Below are 20,936 nucleotides of genomic sequence, written 5' to 3'. Positions count from 1 at the left end.
ACGATTCTTTAACAAATTTCGATGTCATGTCGAAGAGGTATTTATGACTATCATTCGAGCTGTGACATTGATTTTAATTGGCTGTTTTATCTGCACTGCCCATGCCTGGGTTGATACAGATTTTGACGGCGTTCCTGATAAAAAAGATGCCTGTAATGATACCCCTGTTAACAGTGTTGTTATGGCAAATGGTTGTATTGATACTGAATTGTTGATTGTTGATGAGGATGCCGAAGATGATGCTGAGTTTGATGAAGCTGAATTAGGCGCGACAGTCACAAATAATTCGGCCCTTATTGCTGAACAATGTCGTCAACAACGAGATGTTTCTGTGGCAGTAGATTGTTTTGGGTCTATTCTTCAACCTGTGTATTTTGATTTTGATAAATCAGTAGTGTTGTTAACTCAGCGGCCAACCTTGGTTAGGGTACAGCAATACATTGAGCAACATCCTCAAGTGGCTATTCGTTTAGAGGGACACACTGATAATATTGGTAGTGATGCTGTTAACCGCTCACTATCACTTAAACGTGCAGCCACCATTAAAGATTTACTCGTAAATGAGTACCAATTTCAACCGACGTCGATTGAGATCGTTGGCATGAGTAACAAAAATCCGATCGCGGATAATGCCACTATAGAAGGGCGTCAGCGTAATCGACGAGTAGAATTTATTATATCGGCAGAATAAGACTGCTATTAAAATGGAGAAAGAAATGGAACATATAGAAGGTTTAGATGCTTTAGTGGAGCAGGCACCTGAGTTTTTGATGACTTATGGTCTTAAAGCGCTAGCTGCTATTGTTATTTTTCTCATCGGTAAGTATTTTTCCGGTGTAGCAAAACGCATAACAACCAAATTATTGACCAACCGCAAAGTGGATACAACAGTTGTTTCGTTTGTGGCAAACTTAGCGTGGATGTTGGTGTTTGTATTTACTATTGTCGCCACGCTGGGTCAAGTTGGTGTGCAAACTGCGTCATTGGTTGCGGTTATCGGTGCCGCGGGTTTAGCAGTAGGTTTAGCATTACAAGGTTCACTTTCGAACTTTGCATCAGGTGTATTGATGGTGCTTTTCCGTCCATGTCGCGTAGGTGACTTTATCGAAGCGGCTGGTGTTGCCGGTGTAGTTGATGAAATTACCATTTTCTCAACCCGTTTACGTACTGGTGACAACAAAATGATTATCGCGCCTAACTCAGCGATTATGAACGGCACTATCACCAACTATTCAGCACTAGAAAAGCGTCGTATCGATTTAACGATTGGTGTTTCGTATACTGCTGATATCGCTAAAACTAAGAAGGTATTAGCGGATATTTTAGATAATAATCAGTTTGTGTTAAAAGACCCTAGTTATACTATCGGTCTAGCTGAGCTTGCTGACTCTTCAATCAACTTTGTTGTACGTCCGTGGGTTAAAACACCAGACTATTGGACTGCGCGTTTTGAATTACTTGAGCAAATCAAGAATGCATTAGATGCAGCTGAGATTGAAATTCCATTCCCACAAATGGATTTGCATGTGAAAGAAGTTCCAGCAAAATAATATTGCAGACAAGTTAATCTTCTAAAAACCAGCATTTGCTGGTTTTTTTATACCTAATATCCGCTCTACTCCCCAAAAACATCCTTAATTGAGTTGTTTTTTGTGCGTCAATAATCATCTAGTTAGTCTTACTTTTATTATTTACTGTTTTTAGCAGCCATAACGCCTTATTTCATAAATATATATTTTTTTGAACATATAAAAAATAAATGTTTATGAAAAAATAACCATTTAACATTGTTAAGCAGCGTTTCCAAGAGGATGATAATTAAAGTTAAGATTTTTGGCTGTCATTGATTAAAAATCTACTGCTGCACCTTTTTTCATCAAATTTCATACTTAGGAGTATCTTAATATGAGTCAAAGTATCGCAAGTTTTATTACTCAAACCCTTGAACAAGCAGGCGTGAAACGGATTTGGGGGGTAACTGGCGATTCACTTAACGGAATTAGTGATAGCTTGCGAAAAATGGGTACGATTGAATGGCTAGGAACACGCCATGAAGAAAGCGCTGCTTTTGCCGCAGGTGCAGAAGCACATATTTCAGGAGAGTTGGCCGTCTGTGCTGGTTCTTGTGGTCCAGGTAATCTTCATTTGATTAATGGGTTGTTCGATTGTCATCGTAATAAAGTTCCAGTATTAGCCATTGCTGCTCATATACCTTCATCAGAAATTGGCAGCAATTATTTCCAAGAAACTCACCCACAAGAATTATTTAAAGAGTGCAGTGTTTTTTGTGAATTAGTTTCCAGCCCTGAACAAATGCCATATTTACTCGAAACAGCCATGCGCCAGGCTATCTTACATAATGATGTTAGTGTGCTGGTTCTTCCGGGAGATATCGCGCTTAAGGCGATGCCTGAAACGACCAAACCAAAATGGAACGTCCCAAAACCTGCTTCTTATATCGCTGATTTAGCTGACACAAAAACACTTGCTACTCACCTTAATAAAAGCGGCAAAGTCACTTTATTGTGTGGTGCTGGCTGTAAAGATGCTCATGATGAAATTGTTGCCTTAGCCGCAAAATTACAAGCACCCATTGTACATGCCATGCGCGGTAAAGAGTTCCTTGAATATGATAACCCTTACGATGTTGGGATGACTGGGTTTATCGGCTTTTCATCTGGTTACCACGCAATGCAACAAGCAGATACGTTGTTGATGATAGGCACCAGCTTCCCTTATCGAGCTTTCTATCCAGAAAACATCACTATCTTACAAATTGATAATCAGCCCGCGTCACTCGGGAGACATGTGCAGATTGATTTTGGTGTTCTAGGGGATACCAAAAATACCGTCACTTCACTGCTTGAACTTATTAAGGAAGGCCGTTCTAGCGCTCACCTAGAGCAGTGTGTTAAAAACTATCAAGAATCCCGAAAAGATTTGGATGTTCTCGCCAATGGTAAAACATCACATAATTTAATTCATCCACAATACTTAACCCGTCTGCTTGATGAGCAAGCAGGTCAAGATACTATCTTTATCTGTGACGTTGGCACGCCAACAGTTTGGGCTGCTCGTTATTTATCGATGAATGGTCAACGTCGTTTAATTGGATCATTTAACCATGGATCAATGGCTAATGCATTGTCACAGGCAATGGGAGCTCAATCACTGGATCGTAATCGTCAGGTAATTGCAATGTGTGGTGATGGTGGATTTTCGATGTTGATGGGAGAGCTACTCTCTCTGAAACAACTTAACCTACCGATTAAAATTATTGTTTATAACAACCGCTCACTGGGTTTTGTCGCCATGGAGATGAAAGCCAGTGGCTACTTATCAAATGATACTGATCTAGAGAATCCAAGCTTTGCAAAAATTGCTGAAGCTTGTGGTCTGAAAGGGATCCATGTCAACGATCCAGGCAAACTACCCGAAGCAATGGCGGAAATGATGGAGCACTCTGGGCCAGTTGTTCTTGAAGTCGATACGGCGAAACAAGAGCTTGCGATGCCACCAAAAATTAAGTTCGAACAGGCGAAAGGCTTTAGCGTTTACATGATGAAAGCGCTAATTAATGGTAAAGGTAATGAAATTGTTGAGCTGAGTAAAACCAACTGGTCACGTTAATCAAATCCCGTTCTTATTGGGCTCGGTCATTTAGCCCTTTAGGAAAGTATATGATCGTTAAGCGTTACATCGTAAAATGCCTTGTCGATACTACAATAACTAATAATGTCTAAACTGTAGATTGAGGCTTATTAAGTCACTAAACTGGCTTTTAAAGAGTATCGAGAAATTTTATCTAGTAATATCGATTCAAAGTTAAATATATAATATTAAAACTGATTAACTATCTTTATCATAAGAGCACTGAGCCATTAGCTATCATTTGCGTAACTATTGGCTCTAACTATTTCTACTGGTGTCATGTTTACTAAGATCTCTCGTTAGCACCCAGTTCAAACCGCTCATCAGTACCTTTAACAGGAGTTTTCCATGAAGCTATTTTCTACCATTGCAGTGATCACATTATTATCTTCATCGGTTATGAGTGCCCCCAGTTTTGCTGGCGAGAAAACCATGATTACTATGGGGGGAACCCCTGTTGCTTTAGAAGGTAAAATACCGAGTATAAATACGGTTGCACCCTTGTTTACTGTTGTGGATGAAAAGTTTAATCCAGTCAGTTTGAGTGACTTTAAAGGTAAGACGATACTCATTAGCGCGGTACCCAGTTTAGACACTGGCGTGTGTGCATTACAGACCAAACGATTTAATAAAGAGTTTACTCAATATGATGCCAATGTGGTCATGTTAACCATTAGCGAAGACTTACCGTTTGCTCAGAAGCGTTTTTGCCAAACCGAAAATGTGGATAAAATTAAAGTGTTGTCTGACTCCGTATGGCGTGATTTTGGCGAAAAGTATGGTTTGTTGATCAAAGACCGTGGTTTATTAGCCCGTTCAATTTTTATTATTGATTCTCAAGGCATATTGAAATATCAAGAATTAGTGACTGAAGTAAGTGAACACCCAAACTACGATGCTGCTTTAGCGGCATTAACAGAAATTTCATCAGCGGCGAAGTAGTTGCGTAGCTTCCATAATGTTGAGTAAAAGAGGATAGAGATGCAGCATGATTGATTTTCGAAGTGATACGGTGACTCAACCGACTGAAGCAATGCGTTTAGCCATGTCGAGGGCGGAGGTCGGTGATGATGTTTATGGTGATGATCCGACCGTCAATAATTTACAAGATATGGCTGCAGAGATGTTTGGCTTTGATGGTGCTCTGTTTGTCAGTTCTGGTACGCAAGCTAATTTATTGGCATTGATGTCTCATTGTGAACGCGGAGATGAGTATCTTTGTGGTCAACAAGCTCATAACTATAAGTTTGAAGGCGGCGGGGCAGCGGTATTAGGCAGCATTCAACCTCAGCCTCTGAATAATCAAGCTGATGGCAGTATTTTATTGAATGATATTGAAGCTGCGATTAAGCCTGATGACGTGCATTTTGCAAGAACACGGTTATTGAGCTTAGAAAATACCATTGGCGGCAAGGTATTAAACCAAGATTATTTATCCCAGGCACAAAGTCTTGCGTTTAATCGTGGGCTTAAAATCCATTTAGATGGTGCCCGGGTTGCCAATGCTGCGGTAGCGCAGGGCATTGCTATTGCCGATATTACTCAATACTTTGACTCTGTATCGATTTGTTTATCAAAAGGCTTATGTGCACCGATTGGGTCGATTCTGTTAGGCGATGAGCGATTAATTGGTAAAGCGACACGTTGGCGTAAAATGCTCGGTGGTGGAATGCGTCAAGCAGGTATTATCGCTGCAGCGGCTAAGTTGGCGTTAACTGAGCAGGTCGATCGTTTAGCGGATGATCATTACAATGCAAAAACGTTGGCTTTGTTGTTGGCTGAAATGAGTGAGTTTGCTGTCGATGTTAGTTTGGTGCAGACCAATATGGTTTTCGCCACACTCGCAGAACATATCGACCCTAAAATGCTTACTGCCAAACTGGCCGATAAAGGCATTATCATTAGTCCGAGCCGACAGTTGCGCTTGGTGACTCATAAAGATATTAGTGCTAATGACATCAGTGTTTTTGTGAATACGTTGAAGCAAATTATTCGCTAATCAATATCAGTTAATATTCATTTTAAAGGCCATACTCAGTGTGGCCTTTTTCTTTTTTGGTGCGAAGATGCATTTATTTTGGGCATTTTGAGAATTTTTTAATTTAAAAATATATTTATCACATTGATTATTAAAGCTTAATATACTTGGCTTGATCGTTGCTACTTATTTAGAGGTATGCGCCTAACGACGCAAAATTAATAAGTCAGATAATGAGGTCACTATGAAATATTTCTCACGTCATATCATCATGCCTATTCATCTTAATAGCACTCAAAGTTTATGTTGTGGCCAGTTATTAAGTTGGGTTAATGAGGAAGCAACAATTTTTGCCAGTTGCCAAATGCGCAGCCAATTCCATATTGCCAAAGTGATATCGGAAATTAATTTTATGGCACCGGCACAAACAGGCGACATTATCGAGTTTGGGTTTGAGCTCGTAAGCTTAGGTCAAAGTTCAGTCACTGTTCGCTGTAAAATACGTAATAAAGTCAATCATGCGCCGATTGCTTTCATCGATAAGATGGTATTTGTCAACGTGAATGAGAATGGCTTACCCATTCCGCACGGTATGCGAGCCAATGCCGCTTAATTGTATTTCTATTATCGTGGGTTCGTGTTCGTAAGTATGTGTTACGACAGGGCAAGAACTTATAGCCATTGACAATAAAACCGCAAAAATAAGGAGCTATGATAGCTCCTTAATGTTGATGGTAAATCGACTTGATGTATTATTCGACTTTAGCGATACGCTGTTGATAATCATCGATTAAATGCTCCATTATTTGATTCGGAGAAGCATCTTGGCAGCAGTTGTCTAAATAGATTTTAAAAGTGACAAGGGCATGGCCATCATGCTTAAGGCGGCTACTTTGCATGGCAAAATAAGCTTCTTCATTATCGGCCTTTCGAACCACAAAATCGTCTAGTTCAAATGATTTGGTGCCAGAGAGGTTGTGCCATTTAGTGATACGGTCTAGAGCAATTTCACAAGATTGGTTTACTTCGATATGGTTGAGCCATGTTGCAGCTTGTTCGTTTTCTTTATAGTGCGGGCATCGAACGGTGTAATTATATATATGAGTGATTGCTGTCATTGTTTACCTACCTATTCGCTATCTAAGTGTTTTCACTATAGACCTTATTTTTTATATTGGTCAATCCTTATTTCAAGAACTTAGATCTAAGCATCACTTTTTACTAAATTAAAAATAAGCTGTTGTCATTGTTGATTTTTTACATTAAACGGCAGATAAAAAAGCCCGTAATAAAATACGGGCTTTATGCTGTGCTATAAAACGAGTTTAGCTTAATTCTGGTTAATAACTATTTGATAATTGCTTATTATCCCTTGTTGAGGTTAGTTATAAAGCGTTTGTGAAAATTTGACAGATCTCTTGATGTGTCGCTTGTTTCGGGTTAGTAAAGCCACAAGCATCCTTGAGAGCATTGTCTGCTAAAGTTGGGATGTCTTGTGCTTTTACGCCTAGCTCGGTTAAATTAGCAGGAATGTTAACGGCTTTTGATAATTGCTTAATGGCGTCAATGGCAGCTTTAGCGCCTTGCTCGTCTGTCATTGCTGCTATGTCGACACCCATAGCTTTTGCGACATCAGCTAAGCGTGCAGGCACAACTTGGGCGTTATAGGTTTGTACATGAGGTAGCAATAATGCGTTACAAACCCCGTGTGGTAAGTCATAAAAACCGCCAAGTTGATGTGCCATAGCATGCACATAACCAAGGCTGGCATTATTAAAGGCCATGCCCGCTAGAAATTGTGCATAAGCCATGTTTTCTCTGGCTTGAATGTCATCGCCTTTTTTAACTGCATTAATTAAATTGGCTTGGATCAGTTCAATAGCTTTGATTGCACACGCGTCGGTGATGGGATTGGCTGCAATAGAGACATAAGCTTCAATTGCGTGTGTTAATGCGTCCATCCCGGTTGCAGCAGTCAGTGATGCTGGCTTTTCTAGCATCAGTTCAGGATCGTTTACAGATAGAATAGGTGTGGTATTTTTATCGACAATGGCCATTTTAATGTGCCTTGCCTCATCGGTAATAATACAAAAGCGGGTCATTTCACTTGCTGTGCCTGCGGTAGTGTTAATCGCGACTAAAGGCATTTGTGCTTTAGTTGATACATCCACACCTTCATAATCTTTAATGCTACCGCCGTTGGTGGCCACGAGTGCGATTCCTTTAGCGCAATCGTGCGGTGAACCGCCGCCTAAAGAAATAATCACATCACACTGATTGGCTTTTAGTAGTTCAAGGCCTGCAGCAACATTACCTGTTGTTGGGTTAGGTTGAACGCCATCAAAAATAACCACTTCAATACCATTGGCATTGAGTTTATCTGCAACCTTCGCCACTAAACCAATACTCACTAGTGGTTTGTCGGTGACAATAAGTGCTTTGGTAAATCCAAACGCGTTGATGTCTTTAATCGCTTCATCTACGCTGCCTTGACCCAGAATGTTGACGCTTGGAATGAAAAATTTAGTCGCCATATTGATTGTCCTTTATATAGAATTAAGTTTTCTCTGAATTAAACATACCAATAACATTGCAGCTATTATGTGACGTGAAGCTCGTTAACGTCGATTAAGTCACAATCAATAGGCCGTTTTATTACCAACACGACATTTTCCAAGTAACTGTGATCTAGGGTGATATTTTTTGACACCGACACTATGGTTGGTCGGTTATTGCGCATTTTGTTGTGTTGGATAGGATGACAATTTCTCTTAAATAATATTATCGAAATTTAAGATGAATATTATGCCCTTTATATATAGAATGGTTCACGGTATAAAGACGATAAATCATAGTGTTAGTTTACTTCTACTATACTAAATAGAGACAGCTTGGATGCTACTGTGCTTGTTAAGGATGGATAAGGGAAATGTATAGATGTTTGGTCTAAATGTTTTTTTCTCAATTTTAGAAAATGCAGCGCTATTACTTGCGCTAGTTTATGTTTACTCACTCTCTCCTACGCATCAACGTAAGGTGACGCCTTTTTTATGGCAATTTTTAATGGGCGCAGTTATTGGCACTATTGGCGTTGTTATTATGATGGATCCCTTGGTTCATCAACAGGAAATATTGTTTGATGCCCGCTCGGTAGTACTCTGTTTAAGTGGACTGTTTTTTGGAGGTATTCCAACACTTGTCGCAACCATTATCATGGCGCTTTATCGCTATCATTTGGGTGGCGTTGCTGTATGGGTTGGTATATTTGCGTTAAGCAGTAGTGCGGTCATTGGATTAGTGTGGCGTCGGTACCGTCGGCATGAATTAGATCAAATTCGTTATCGTGAATTCTACCTTTTTGGCGTTATTGTTCATTCCCTATTGTTGTTATGGCTATTTTTATTGCCATTTGATCAAGCGTTACACGCTATCAGTGTTGTGTCTTTGCCTATCATGCTGGTATTACCTTTATTGACTATGGTCATCGGTCATTTACTTGCAAAAATAGTGTTTCGTGGGCGCGATATTCAAGTCAAATTACAAGAAGATTTTCTTTTCAACCATCAATTTGATATTGGCAATATTGGTATTTCTATTACCACTAAAACTAAGCATTGGTTGAGAGTTAACCCCTATTTATGTCGAATGTTCGGTTACAGCGAAAATGAATTAAAGGCGTTAACGTGGGCTGAATTAACACACCCAGATGATTTGAATAAAGATTTATTATTATTTGAGAAAATGAGTAAAGGCGAACTCAATGAATATGAAATTGATAAGCGTTTTATTGCCAAAGATGGTTCGGTCATTTATACCCATGTGACTATTGCCTGCCGCCGTCATGTTCAAGACAATACTTTTTTAGTTATTGCCGGTTTTCTCGATATCACTCATCAGAAACAGGCCGAACAAGATTTATTGCAAAGTAACGAGCAACTTGCGCTGGTACTCGATAGCAGTGAGTTAGGCGTGTGGGACTGGGATGTCAAACAGAATCGAATTCGTACGAATCGATACAGTGCTGACATTTTAGGTTGCTCAATGGAAGAGCTTAATCAGCATCCTAAATTGTGGATAAATGCGATACAGCTAAAAGATAAATTTAAGTTTCTTCGCAGCATTAATGAAATTGTAAAAGGTCGCTGTATAAGCCAACGAGTGGAATATCAATTAACTAACATGGACGGCGACAGTCGGTGGATTTTGCAAACAGGAAGAGTGGTTGACGTTGATGATAAAGGTAAACCGCTTAGAATGTGTGGTACTCATAGTGATATCACTGATATCAAGCAGGTTGAAGACTCGCTAAGTATTGCAGCATCTGTATACCAAAACTCCAGTGAAGCCATGAGTGTGTTTACTGCAAAGGGCATTATCATTGATTCAAATCCTGCCTTTTCTTTTATCACTGGATTCAGTCAACAAGACATACAAGATCAGCATTTACGTATGTTTGAAACAGATCTTCAACCCCAACATTTTTATCAACAATTAAGCCAACAGCTTAGCCAGCAGGGACATTGGCATGGTGAAGTGTGGATGCGTCGTAAAAATGGTGAAAATTACCTTATTTTATTAACCATTAATTCAATCATCCGAACAAAGTCGCAGGCTGCGCGATTTGTTGCGTTATTTTCTGATATTACCGAGAAAAAGCAAACTGAAGAGTTGATATGGCGCCAGGCTAATTATGATGCACTTACCGGTTTGCCAAATCGTAGGATGTTGCTAACATTTTTGAATCAAGAGGTATTTCATTCTGACCGACAGCATAATCATTTTGCATTAATGTTTTTAGACTTGGATTTTTTTAAAGAGGTTAACGACACGTTGGGCCATGATATGGGCGATGTATTGTTAATTGAGACGGCGGAACGCCTAAAAAACAGCGTACGCGAAACCGATGTTGTCGCCCGTCTTGGTGGTGATGAATTTACCATAGTGTTAACTAATCTTGAAGATACTCATGGGGTAGAACGTGTTGCACAACAAATACTTAAACGACTTGCAGAGCCTTATTTATTAGGTGATCAAACGGCCTATATTAGTGGCAGTATTGGTATTACGTTATTTCCAGACGATGCAAAAACAACCGAAGCATTATTGAAGAATGCCGACCAAGCCATGTATTCGGCAAAATCCCATGGTCGTAATCGGTTTAATTATTTTACCTCCGCAATGCAAGACGATGCACAAAAGCGGATGGCGTTGATTCAAGACCTTAAAGTGGCGATTATCCAGCAGCAATTTGAGTTGTATTATCAGCCTATTGTGGATTTAAGCTGTCAGCAGATCATCAAGGTGGAAGCGTTAATTCGTTGGAACCATCCAACAATTGGGTTAATTCCACCGGCAGATTTTATCTCTATTGCTGAAGATACTGGGATGATAATCGATATTGGCAATTGGGCTTTTTATCAAGCCTGCGAGCAAGTCGCAAAATGGAAGACACAATTTAATCACCATATTCAGATTAGTATTAATATGTCACCAGTACAGTTTAAAGACGAGTCGACCGATGTTAAAAATTGGCTTAAACACATGTCTTTACTCGCGCTGCCTACCAATAGCATTTGTATTGAAATCACTGAAAACTTACTACATGACATTGAACCTAATGTTGAGGCTAAATTGCAGGCTTATAGTGATGCAGGTATGCAATTGTCGCTTGATGACTTTGGTACTGGCTATTCATCATTACCCTATTTAACCAAATATAATGTTGATTATCTTAAGATTGATAAATCTTTTGTGGGTCGATTGGCTGCCAAAAACAATGATATGTGTTTGTGTGAAGCGATTATTGCAATGGCTCATAAACTCGGTATCAAAGTCATTGCCGAAGGTGTTGAAACCGAAAGTCAACGGCGTTTATTGGCGTCTGCTGGTTGTGATTATGGCCAAGGATATGTATTTTCGCATGCCTTGTGCCGCGATGATTTTGAGCAAAAGTATTTAGTGGAAAAAGTAATACCATTGCAGGTTAGTCAGCAGATATAACGTTAATACTGTGACTCTTCATTCAAAACCGGCGTGACCCATCGTGATGATATGGCTAATGCCATCACTAATGTAATAGTTAATGATGTTTAGATTAGTATACAATAGCGACCTATTTTTATTTGTGTTATTGGGTCTGTTATGTCATTTACGTCGCTAGGGTTACCGCCATTATTATTAGATGCGGTTAATCAATCTGGGTATCAAACTGCTACTCCTGTCCAACAAGCTGTGATCCCACTAGCGCTAGATGGCCGAGATGTATTGGCCAGTGCCGAAACCGGTACCGGAAAAACAGCTGCTTTTGCGTTACCGTTACTAAGTCATTTAATGGCGCAAGATCATTCAGACTTATTGCCACCAAATCGTTTACGCGCATTAATCATGACACCGACTCGCGAGCTAGCGATTCAGATTGAGCAAAATTTAGTTAAATACAGCCAGTTTATCAATCTGACCAGCTTAGCCGTTTATGGTGGCGCGAGCATCAATCCTCAGCGTAAGGCATTAGAACAAGGCGTAGATATTTTAGTGGCAACGCCAGGACGATTGTTTGACATTATTGGCCAGCATGAATTGGATCTATCTTTTGTTACTCACTTAGTGATTGATGAAGCTGATCGCATGCTTGATCTTGGTTTTGTTAAAGATATTGAAAAAGTGAAGCGTTTAATCGCCAGACAACATCAAACTATGATGTTTTCTGCTACTTTTTCTGAAGAAGTTAAAACGCTAGCGGCTAAAATGCTAAACAATCCTGAATACGTTCATGTTGAAACCCAAACTACTGCCGCTAATGTTGTCCAGCAAGTCTATCAAGTGGATACCCGCCGAAAAGCTGAGTTGTTATCTGAATTAATTGGCAAGCATAACTGGCAACAAGTTATGGTGTTCACCAGCCGTAAAGAAACAGCAGATCATTTATACCGCGAGTTAAGCTTAGACGGTATTAAGTCATCGGTATTTCACGGTGATAAAAGCCAAGGGGCTCGAAATCGTGCGTTGGAAGAGTTTAAAGCTGGTCAATTACGCGTGTTAATCGCTACCGACTTGGCCGCTCGAGGGCTTGATATTCAAGCTCTACCAAGAGTCATTAACTTTGAATTACCTGAAGAATGCGAAGATTACATCCATAGAGTAGGGCGTACAGGCCGTGCGGGATTAGGCGGTGAAGCCATTTCGCTGGTGAGTCCTCAAGAGCTAGAGTTACTTGGCGCGATTGAACAACTTATTGAACAATCATTGCCGATATTGGTACCAACAGGATACGAGGAAGGGGCGCCATTACCGGCTCGATATCGCGATGTTGCGGCAGAGAAACCGAAAAAAGTCCTTAAGTACAAACGTGGCAAGCCATCGCAAACAGATGTGAAACCTACTCGAAAGGGTAAATACGCTAAAGCGAAAAAATGATCACTAAACCGATTAACACCAATATTATTACTGGCTTTCTGGGGGTGGGTAAAACCACGCTCATTAGCCAATTATTAGCTCATAAGCCCAAAGATGAAGTGTGGGCGGTGCTGGTAAATGAGTTTGGCGAAATAGGCATTGATGGTGGTTTGTTAAATGCGACTGCTGCAGGTAATAGTAATAATAGTAATAATAGTAATAATAGTAATAATAGTAATAATAGTAATAGTCCTGATGTTACACCAGCAAAGCCTGCCAGTATTGTCATAAAAGAAGTGCCAGGTGGTTGCCTGTGTTGCGTCTCCGGCTTACCAACACAAGTCGCGATAAATCAACTTATTCAGCAAACTAAGCCGGACCGGTTATTGATAGAACCTACTGGGCTTGGGCATCCTGCTGAAATAGTGAAGTTATTAACATCTGAATATTATCAACATGTTATTACTTTGCAAAGTAGTGTATGTCTGGTTGATGCGCGTAAAGTCAGCGATCCGCGCTATCGAAATCATGATACGTTTACGCAGCAATTACAGATGGCAGATGTGCTGTTGGCCAATAAAGCCCAGCATTACACTGAAACAGATCATTTACAGTTACAGCAATTCCTCAGCAAGTTACATTTACAACAGACGCCACTAATTAGTGTCGATAATCACTTTACTGATGTTGACCTAATCCAACAGTTATTATTGCGCTTAAATACCCCGACAAAGTATCAAACGGTGCCAGCGGGACAACGGCTATTGGGGCGGAAAACGCTTATGGATAACTGGCTGTCTAACGAACCACCACTGAGCGATATCGATACCCCTGAGTTTTCCCCTACTGGGTTTATTCACAAAACTAACCAAGGTGAGGGCTGTTACAGTAGTGGTTGGATATTTTCAGCAGTACATTGTTTTCAGTTTGAGCAATTTATGGCGTGGGTAGACACGGTTAAAATGGACAAGGTGCTGAGATTAAAAGCTATTGTTATTACCCAGGATGGGGTGCTCAGTGTCAATATGGTGGATGATAAGTTGATGCTTAATGAACTTGATGATGCACTAGATACACGGGTCGAAATTATTAGCGATATGCCGCTTGAACATGAAAGATTGCAGCAACAGTTACTGGCGTGTTTATTGATTTAGTCTGAGTTGAGATGAGCAATTCGTTTTATAGGACATGTCGTTTTGATAGTACCTCTCGATTGAGTAGGATGACTCGTTTGAGTACGCTAATTAACGCTGAGTTCGGATATTAGTGTTAAGTATGGTAACAAAAATTAAGGGCATTGATATGATATCAATGCCCTTATTGTTTACGCTATTTACTGTGATGGTCCATTAGTTTAACGAGTACATTCTTCTAATAAATAGGCTAAATGGCGGTATGAAATACCACTGTGTTGTGTTAAGCCGACTTCACACATTCTGTTAGCGTAGTAACCTTCTTTCGTTTCTGCCGGAATGAGCTTTTTAATGTTACGCAGTGCGCTGGCATTAATTTCAGGCTTATAAAGCCCTTTTTCACCGGCATAACCACAACAGCTAATGCCCGCGGGCAACACTACATGGTTAGCACACGCATCAGCAATAGCTTGTTGCTTAGGCTCTAATTTCATCTTACGGGCACTACAGCCTTGGTGTAAAGTGACGTTAGATTTCTTCGTAATTGTCATGTTTGGTAACATCTCGTCGTGCATAAACTCGACTAAATCGGTTATTTTCACCTTAGGGTTACCGGTTAATGTGCGATAAGTACAAGACAATGCATCAACGATAATAGGCACTTTGCCATTTTCAGACTGTGTACTGAGTGCGTCAATAAGTTCATCACGCTTAGCATCGGCGTTTTTAAAATCACCTTTTGATTCCCACATCTGACCGCAACATAAATGGCGGGTATTTTCTGGGATGATCACATTGTAGCCAGCGCGTTCAAGTAAAGTCATAACCACTTCTGGCAAGGTGCGGTTGTCAGGATCTTTTGGTGTTGGACCAAAGGTTCTGCCACCACATGCAGGGAAGTATAAAACTGTTTGTTGACCCGGTTTATGGGCTGATGGCTTTGCCACTTTGCCACCTTTAGGGAAGTCTGGATTCCAATAAGGTACTTCTTTGGAAATCAAACGACCCGCTTTCATCAACGAGTTGGTGATACCATCGCCAGTTATTTTATGCACAATACCTAAAATATCAAAGCCGGTGCTGATCACTTGGTTTACTGCGCCAAAATGCTTGGCTTGGAAGTCGAGCACTTTTTGTTCTGTGGTGGTGATGTACGGTGTGCGCAGTTTACGCACCAAATTACCCATGCTGTTGTCAACTGGGCAGGCAATAGTACATAGCTGACAGGCTGCACAGGTATCAACCACATCATATTTGGCACTGGCACGCATTTCTGCGGCGGCTTTTTTATCACCCGATTGCTCTAAACGTTCAATTTCACGCAATACCGCAATACGTTGGCGCGGAGAGAAGTTAAGCGCCGATGTTGGACAGGTTTTCTCACAAAAACCACATTCAATACATTTATCAATAAAGTCATCTACCACTGGGCAAGGTTTGATGTTTTTAACATGTACCAGCGTGTCATCATTGAGAATAACCCCAGGATTTAACAATTTACTTGGGTCGAAAATTTGTTTGATTTGCTTCATTAATGTATATGCGTCAGTGCCCCATTCCATTTCAACAAAGGGGGCTACAGCTCGACCAGTACCATGCTCTGCTTTCATCGAACCATCGTACTTATTGATCACCATTTCAGCGACATCTTGCATGAAATTTTGGAAACGATTGATATCATCTTGAGAGGCAAACGTTGGCGTGATAATAAAATGGAAGTTACCGGCTAAAGCATGGCCATAAATCACTCCTTCTGGGTAACCGTGTTGATGGAATAAAGCGGTTAAGTCTGCTGCTGCACTGGCTAAATGTTGTAATTCGAATGCAACATCTTCAATAATAACCGATGTGCCTTTAGGTCTTGCACCGCCAATAATAGGGAATAAACCAGAGCGCATTGCCCAATACTGGCCAAATACTGCTGGATCATTACTGAATTCAGTTGGACGTTCAGTGTCAATGTGAGCGATTTTTGTGATCACATCTTGAGTGTATTGCACTAACGTTTCGGGGTCATTAGCACGACACTCAATTAATAGAATGGCTGAACCTTCTGGTAAATCACTTAGCCACTCCGGCATGCCAGTTTTACCGGTAACCGATTTAATCGATGCCCAATCAAGTAATTCTGCAGCGGCCACACTATCACCTTTAATCGGTGGTATTGCGCTGGCAGCATCTTCCATATTGAAGAACACCGCCATGGCAGAAGCTTTAAATTGAGCTTCTTCAACGGTGTGATAAGTGACTTCATTTACAAACGCAAGTGTGCCTTCTGAGCCCACAATTAAGTGATTAATGATGTCAAATGGATCGCTAAAATCTACCAGTGCATTAATGCTGTAACCAGTGGTGTTCTTAATCGAGAACTTTTTACGGATCCGCGCCGATAGGGTTGGATTATTTTGAGTTAATTGCGCAAGATCGGTTAACGCCGTAAGTAACGCAGGATTAGATTGGCTAAATGCTGCTTTTGAATGCGGACAACCTGTATCAAGTTCAGTACCATCGGCAAGCATTAATTTAACTGATTTAATGGTTTGATAACTGTTCTGCGCGGTGCCACAACACATTCCAGATGCATTATTTGCTACCATTCCGGCAATTTGTGCAGAGGCTAGTGTGGCTGGATCGGGACCAATTTTTTTATTGAAGGGTTTTAATGCCATGTTGGCATCTGAACCAATGACCGCAGCACCTAGAGTGATTGAATTTCTATCTTCACTGATTTCAATGTTTCTAAAACCATCATGGCCCAAAATAAGTAAAATACCATCACCAATTGCTTGGCCAGATAAACTGGTACCGGCAGCACGAAAGGTTACTGGCACATTATGTGCTCTGGCGATATTAAGGGTTATTTTAACTTGTTCTGGAGTATCTGCGTGTACCACAATTTCAGGTACGATACGAAAGTAACTGGCATCAGTTGACCAAGCAAAACGACGCACTGGATCATTGGATACGGCGTGACTGCCGAGCTGTGACGTTAACGTATCCATCACTACTTGATAATTAATAGTCATAACATGCTCTCTTTACACTCGAATGAACGGCAGGCATTTTGTGCCTGCTGTTGTATTGTTATCGTTAGAATATAAGTAACTTTATCGTTAATTAGAATCCACCCCAGATAACAGCAATAGTGCCTGCAACTAAGGCATAACCCAGTGCGATAGGCATTGTTTTACGAATAATTTCAGACTCACGACCAGCCATACCTACCACGGTAGCAGCAGCAACGACGTTCATTACACACATCATGTTGCCTGCATTGGCTCCAATGCCTTGCAACGCTAACGCGATGGCGTGATTCATGCCGATATTATCTGCAACTGAATACTGTAAGCCTGAGAACATCATGTTTGAGAAAGTCGCAGAACCTGACAGGAAGGCACCAAAAATACCGACAATAGGTGAAACCCAAGCCCAAACTGAGCCCATGCTATTGGCCAGTAGGTCTGCTAATGCAACTGGCATTGAAGCGAGACCGGCGCCATTTTCACCTGAGTTTAGGAATATTTTTACCATAGGTACTGATGCACCTAGTGAAATGATCGTTGGTAACATTGAACGACAAGATACGGTGATTGATTGCTTCATTGCAGTAGGTTTCATTTTAAATAAGATAAAACCGAATAAACATACAACAACAAAGAAGATTCCCGGTGCATACAATGTAGCAAATCCGGCTTTAAGCTCTGTGCCTAATAAACCCGTCCAGCTAATGTTAAAGCCAAGCAACCAGCTTTTAAATGGTGTAACGACACGAGATAAGACTAATAACGACGCCATAATGATGTATGGAGACCAAGCGGCAATTTGTGAGAATTTAACCGGTGTTTGATTAATCGCGAGCTCTTCATCTGATTTATTGTCGTTTTCGCTGAAGTCACACCAAGGTGTTGATGGCAGTAACCAGCCTTTTCTCGCGACAGGGATAACTAACGCCATACCCACAAGAGCACCAATAACAGAAGGGAATTCAGGACCAGCAAAATAGTTAATTAACCATGCTGGTATGGTAAAGGCAAAACCGGCAAATATTGCAAATTTCCAAACTTGTAAACCTTCTTTAATCGACTTGTTGCGACCAAAAAATCCTGTTAATACACAAACCATCACTAACGGAATTAATGTACCTGTTATTAAGTCGATGGTGATCATGTGTTTAGCAATATACTGTGCATAACCTGCGAAGGTGCCACCATGTTCAGCAATTTGAGCTGCCGCCATGTTAACGCCGCCTTCTGTTAGGCCTTGTTCCATCCCAAATAGAACAGGTAAACCAATTGCGCCAAATGACACTGATGTTGAATCAGCAATCAAGGCCACTACGGCTGCAGCAATGGGTGGGATACCTAATAATACTAGTAGCGGTGCACCGATTGCAGCTGGAGTACCGAAGCCTGCAGAGCCTTCAATAAACGATCCAAACAACCAGCAAATAATAATCACCTGAACTCGCGCATCGGCACTGATGTTAGTAAAGCCTGAACGAATAGTGTCCATGGCGCCAGAATATTTAAGGGTATTTAACAAAAATACCGCACCAAAAATAATGGTCAGTGGTGTTAACGCCGCGAGAAGACCTTCGACAACAGATGCCGCAAGGAGTTGCGTATCCATTTGCCAAATAAACATTGCTACAAGGCCTGTAGCGACCATTGATATGGGCATTGCTTTAGACGCTGGTAGGCGCATAAGCACTAAAAATACCATTACGCTAATAATGGGGGTCAAGCTTGCTAGTATCTGTAATATTGTCATGCATACCTCGTATCACTATAAGTGGGTACTAAATTGTTATTATTTGTCAGCATTTGTCTAACTAGGGCGTAATAGACGTTATTTAAGTGTTAAAAGTGTTGATCGAGATCATCTAACAAACGAGAAAGTGCATTAGCCAACAGAACTGTGAAGCGCATCCGGTGCAAGGTTTTTAGTGCGTGGTTGAGATCACGCTTTATAGGGATATAACAGGTCATATAAAGTAAAACCAAGCGAGTTATCGATTGGCTTACAATATATTTAATTAGCATTTGGTAATGTGAAGGGGCTCACTAGAAAGGCGACGGTGTTGTGATCGAGTTCAAACAGTTAGAAAAGTTTACTTCCCCAGCCTAATTTGTTACGTAATACGTGAAAATAATTATGACCTTTGGGGTGGATGAGTCTTAGGCGTTCATTTGAGCGGCGAATAAAAATTTCATCGCCTGGTAATACAGCTAAATGGACATGACCATCACAACTGACTTCGAGGTTTTCACCATTCTCAGGTGAGACCACTAATTTAATGATGCTACATGCATCGACCACAATGGGTCTACATGACAAGGTGTGAGGAAACATCGGCACTAAAATAAGCGCTTGCAGATTAGGTGTTAATATTGAACCGCCAGCAGACAAAGAATAGGCAGTAGAACCTGTTGGCGTGGACACAATCATGCCATCAGCGCGCTGGCTATACATAAATTGTTCATCAATATAAACCTCAAATTGGATCATATGAGCAATTTTGCCAGGGTGAAGTACAGCTTCATTGACGGCGGTATTACTGGCGGTTATTTTTCCGTGACGGTGAACTTCAGCCTCCAGTAAAAAACGGTGTTCAGTTTCAAATTCACCGCCGAGCACTTTAGACAAGGCTTCTTCGAAGTTATCAGGAGGTAAATCAGTTAAAAAACCTAAGTTACCCCGGTTTACACCAATCACGGCAACATTAAAACGCGCCAATACTCGGGCTGCACCTAACATATTACCATCACCACCAACCACGATGGCTAAATCACAATGTTCACCCATTTCAAGTAGGTCCATTGAACAAACATCTACCCCCAGCTCTGCAGAGACTCGTCCTTCAACGATAACCCTAAAGCCCTGCATGCTTAACCAATGATGCAATCGGGTTAACGTGAGGTTAGTCCCTTGATGATGTGGTTTACCGATGAGACCGATTGTCTGGAACATTTTAGTCATATTCGAGTTTGTTATGCCTTTAGGCCTTGAAACATAAGAATTGATCCCCATAATATACTCAAACTTATTAGAAGTGTGAGATTTGCTGTTAATTTATCAGTAAATGGCCACTTTATTTTATTGTCGTAGAATACGAAATAACGCATTTTTTAGCTGGAGTGAAAATGAGCAACGAATCGAACAACACATCGCAAGATCAAGTGGAAGAAGCTGTAACTCCTGAAGTTGTGACTGATGAGGCAAGTTTGATGGATGAAGTAACCCAAGCAAATTTTCGAATTGAAGAACTAGAGCAACTATTGGCTGAGTCTGAAACTGCGTTAGCTGAGCGTAAAGATGTTGAAATGCGCGCAGCGGCAGAAACACAGAACATTCGTACTCGCGCGGCAAAAGATGTCGAGCAAGCACGTAAGTTTGCCTTGGAAAAGTTTGCTAACGAACTCTTGCCTGTAATCGATAATATGGAACGCGCCTTACAGGGGACTAACCCTGAAGATGAAGCGACTAAAGCGATTTATGAGGGTGTCGAACTGACCATGAAAGGCTTTTTAACCTCGGTGGCAAAGTTTGGTGTAACTCAAGTTGATCCACAAGGCCAAGCATTTAACCCTGAACATCATCAAGCTATTGGGATGCAGCCAAGTGCTGAGTTTCCTGCCAACACTGTCATGATGGTCATGCAGAAAGGTTATTTATTGAATGACCGTTTACTGCGTCCTGCGATGGTGATGGTATCTCAAGGCGGTGGCAGTGTGGATGTTGAAGCTTAACGATAACGTTAATCTCAATACTCGCTTGTTGAC

15 protein-coding genes are annotated in these 20,936 nt (G+C 40.9%); 10 read left to right on the top strand and 5 right to left on the bottom strand.

The window, feature by feature from the left end; translation table 11 throughout:
• Window positions 1-43: 43 nt before the first annotated feature.
• The 6 genes from HNW13_RS15085 to HNW13_RS15060 all read left to right on the top strand — a co-directional run bounded on the left by HNW13_RS15085 (window position 44) and on the right by HNW13_RS15060 (window position 6,242).
• Complete coding sequence (locus HNW13_RS15085) at window positions 44-691, top strand: OmpA family protein (RefSeq protein ID WP_101086471.1); 648 nt, start codon at window positions 44-46, stop codon at window positions 689-691.
• Window positions 692-725: 34 nt separating this feature from the next.
• The gene (locus tag HNW13_RS15080) at window positions 726-1,550 is read left to right on the top strand and encodes a mechanosensitive ion channel domain-containing protein (RefSeq protein WP_101087193.1); all 825 of its coding nucleotides are present in this window, start codon (window positions 726-728) and stop codon (window positions 1,548-1,550) included.
• A 355-nt stretch (window positions 1,551-1,905) separates the two neighbouring features.
• Window positions 1,906-3,630, top strand: coding sequence for a ubiquinone-dependent pyruvate dehydrogenase (gene poxB / locus HNW13_RS15075; RefSeq protein WP_192116279.1), 1,725 nt, complete (start codon window positions 1,906-1,908; stop codon window positions 3,628-3,630).
• A gap of 369 nt (window positions 3,631-3,999) precedes the next feature.
• Window positions 4,000-4,593: a thiol peroxidase gene (gene tpx, locus HNW13_RS15070; RefSeq protein WP_101086473.1), complete on the top strand. Its 594-nt coding sequence runs from the start codon at window positions 4,000-4,002 to the stop codon at window positions 4,591-4,593.
• Between the two features lie 46 nt (window positions 4,594-4,639).
• Window positions 4,640-5,650: a low-specificity L-threonine aldolase gene (ltaE, locus tag HNW13_RS15065; RefSeq protein WP_101086474.1), complete on the top strand. Its 1,011-nt coding sequence runs from the start codon at window positions 4,640-4,642 to the stop codon at window positions 5,648-5,650.
• 223 nt (window positions 5,651-5,873) lie between these two features.
• A complete protein-coding gene (locus tag HNW13_RS15060; protein WP_101086475.1) occupies window positions 5,874-6,242 on the top strand; it encodes a hotdog domain-containing protein in 369 nt (122 codons plus the stop codon).
• 139 nt (window positions 6,243-6,381) lie between these two features.
• On the opposite strand, the gene HNW13_RS15055 is transcribed toward HNW13_RS15060, so the two are convergent.
• Together HNW13_RS15055 and yiaY are read right to left on the bottom strand one after the other, a co-directional pair.
• Complete coding sequence (locus HNW13_RS15055) at window positions 6,382-6,747, bottom strand: cytoplasmic protein (protein ID WP_101086476.1); 366 nt, start codon at window positions 6,745-6,747, stop codon at window positions 6,382-6,384.
• Between the two features lie 267 nt (window positions 6,748-7,014).
• On the bottom strand, window positions 7,015-8,163 hold the full coding sequence (gene yiaY, locus HNW13_RS15050; protein ID WP_101086477.1) for an L-threonine dehydrogenase: 1,149 nt from the start codon (window positions 8,161-8,163) through the stop codon (window positions 7,015-7,017).
• 403 nt (window positions 8,164-8,566) lie between these two features.
• Here yiaY and HNW13_RS15045 point away from each other — a divergent pair, with 403 nt between their 5' ends.
• From HNW13_RS15045 to HNW13_RS15035, 3 genes are all read left to right on the top strand, one after another.
• Window positions 8,567-11,629 (top strand): EAL domain-containing protein, encoded by a 3,063-nt coding sequence (locus HNW13_RS15045; protein WP_192116280.1) that lies wholly within the window; start codon window positions 8,567-8,569, stop codon window positions 11,627-11,629.
• A 141-nt stretch (window positions 11,630-11,770) separates the two neighbouring features.
• The gene (locus HNW13_RS15040) at window positions 11,771-13,042 is read left to right on the top strand and encodes a DEAD/DEAH box helicase (protein WP_162023593.1); all 1,272 of its coding nucleotides are present in this window, start codon (window positions 11,771-11,773) and stop codon (window positions 13,040-13,042) included.
• The gene (locus HNW13_RS15035; RefSeq protein ID WP_192116281.1) at window positions 13,039-14,175 is read left to right on the top strand and encodes a GTP-binding protein; all 1,137 of its coding nucleotides are present in this window, start codon (window positions 13,039-13,041) and stop codon (window positions 14,173-14,175) included. The genes HNW13_RS15040 and HNW13_RS15035 overlap by 4 nt, the downstream gene beginning before the upstream one ends.
• Window positions 14,176-14,375: 200 nt before the next feature.
• On the opposite strand, the gene HNW13_RS15030 is transcribed toward HNW13_RS15035, so the two are convergent.
• From HNW13_RS15030 to nadK, 3 genes are all read right to left on the bottom strand, one after another.
• On the bottom strand, window positions 14,376-17,180 hold the full coding sequence (locus HNW13_RS15030; protein ID WP_162023591.1) for an FAD-binding and (Fe-S)-binding domain-containing protein: 2,805 nt from the start codon (window positions 17,178-17,180) through the stop codon (window positions 14,376-14,378).
• 91 nt (window positions 17,181-17,271) lie between these two features.
• Complete coding sequence (locus HNW13_RS15025; RefSeq protein ID WP_101086482.1) at window positions 17,272-18,924, bottom strand: L-lactate permease; 1,653 nt, start codon at window positions 18,922-18,924, stop codon at window positions 17,272-17,274.
• A gap of 330 nt (window positions 18,925-19,254) precedes the next feature.
• Entirely contained in the window at window positions 19,255-20,133 is an 879-nt protein-coding gene (nadK, locus tag HNW13_RS15020) for an NAD(+) kinase (RefSeq protein WP_182744634.1), read from the bottom strand.
• Window positions 20,134-20,297: 164 nt separating this feature from the next.
• Between nadK and grpE the strand changes: the two genes are divergently transcribed.
• Complete coding sequence (gene grpE / locus HNW13_RS15015; protein WP_192116282.1) at window positions 20,298-20,903, top strand: nucleotide exchange factor GrpE; 606 nt, start codon at window positions 20,298-20,300, stop codon at window positions 20,901-20,903.
• Window positions 20,904-20,936 lie beyond the last annotated feature (33 nt).

It is taken from the genome of Shewanella sp. BF02_Schw (genome assembly GCF_014596695.2).
GTDB lineage: Bacteria > Pseudomonadota > Gammaproteobacteria > Enterobacterales > Shewanellaceae > Shewanella.
This window is presented reverse-complemented; position numbering and strand designations above follow the sequence as displayed.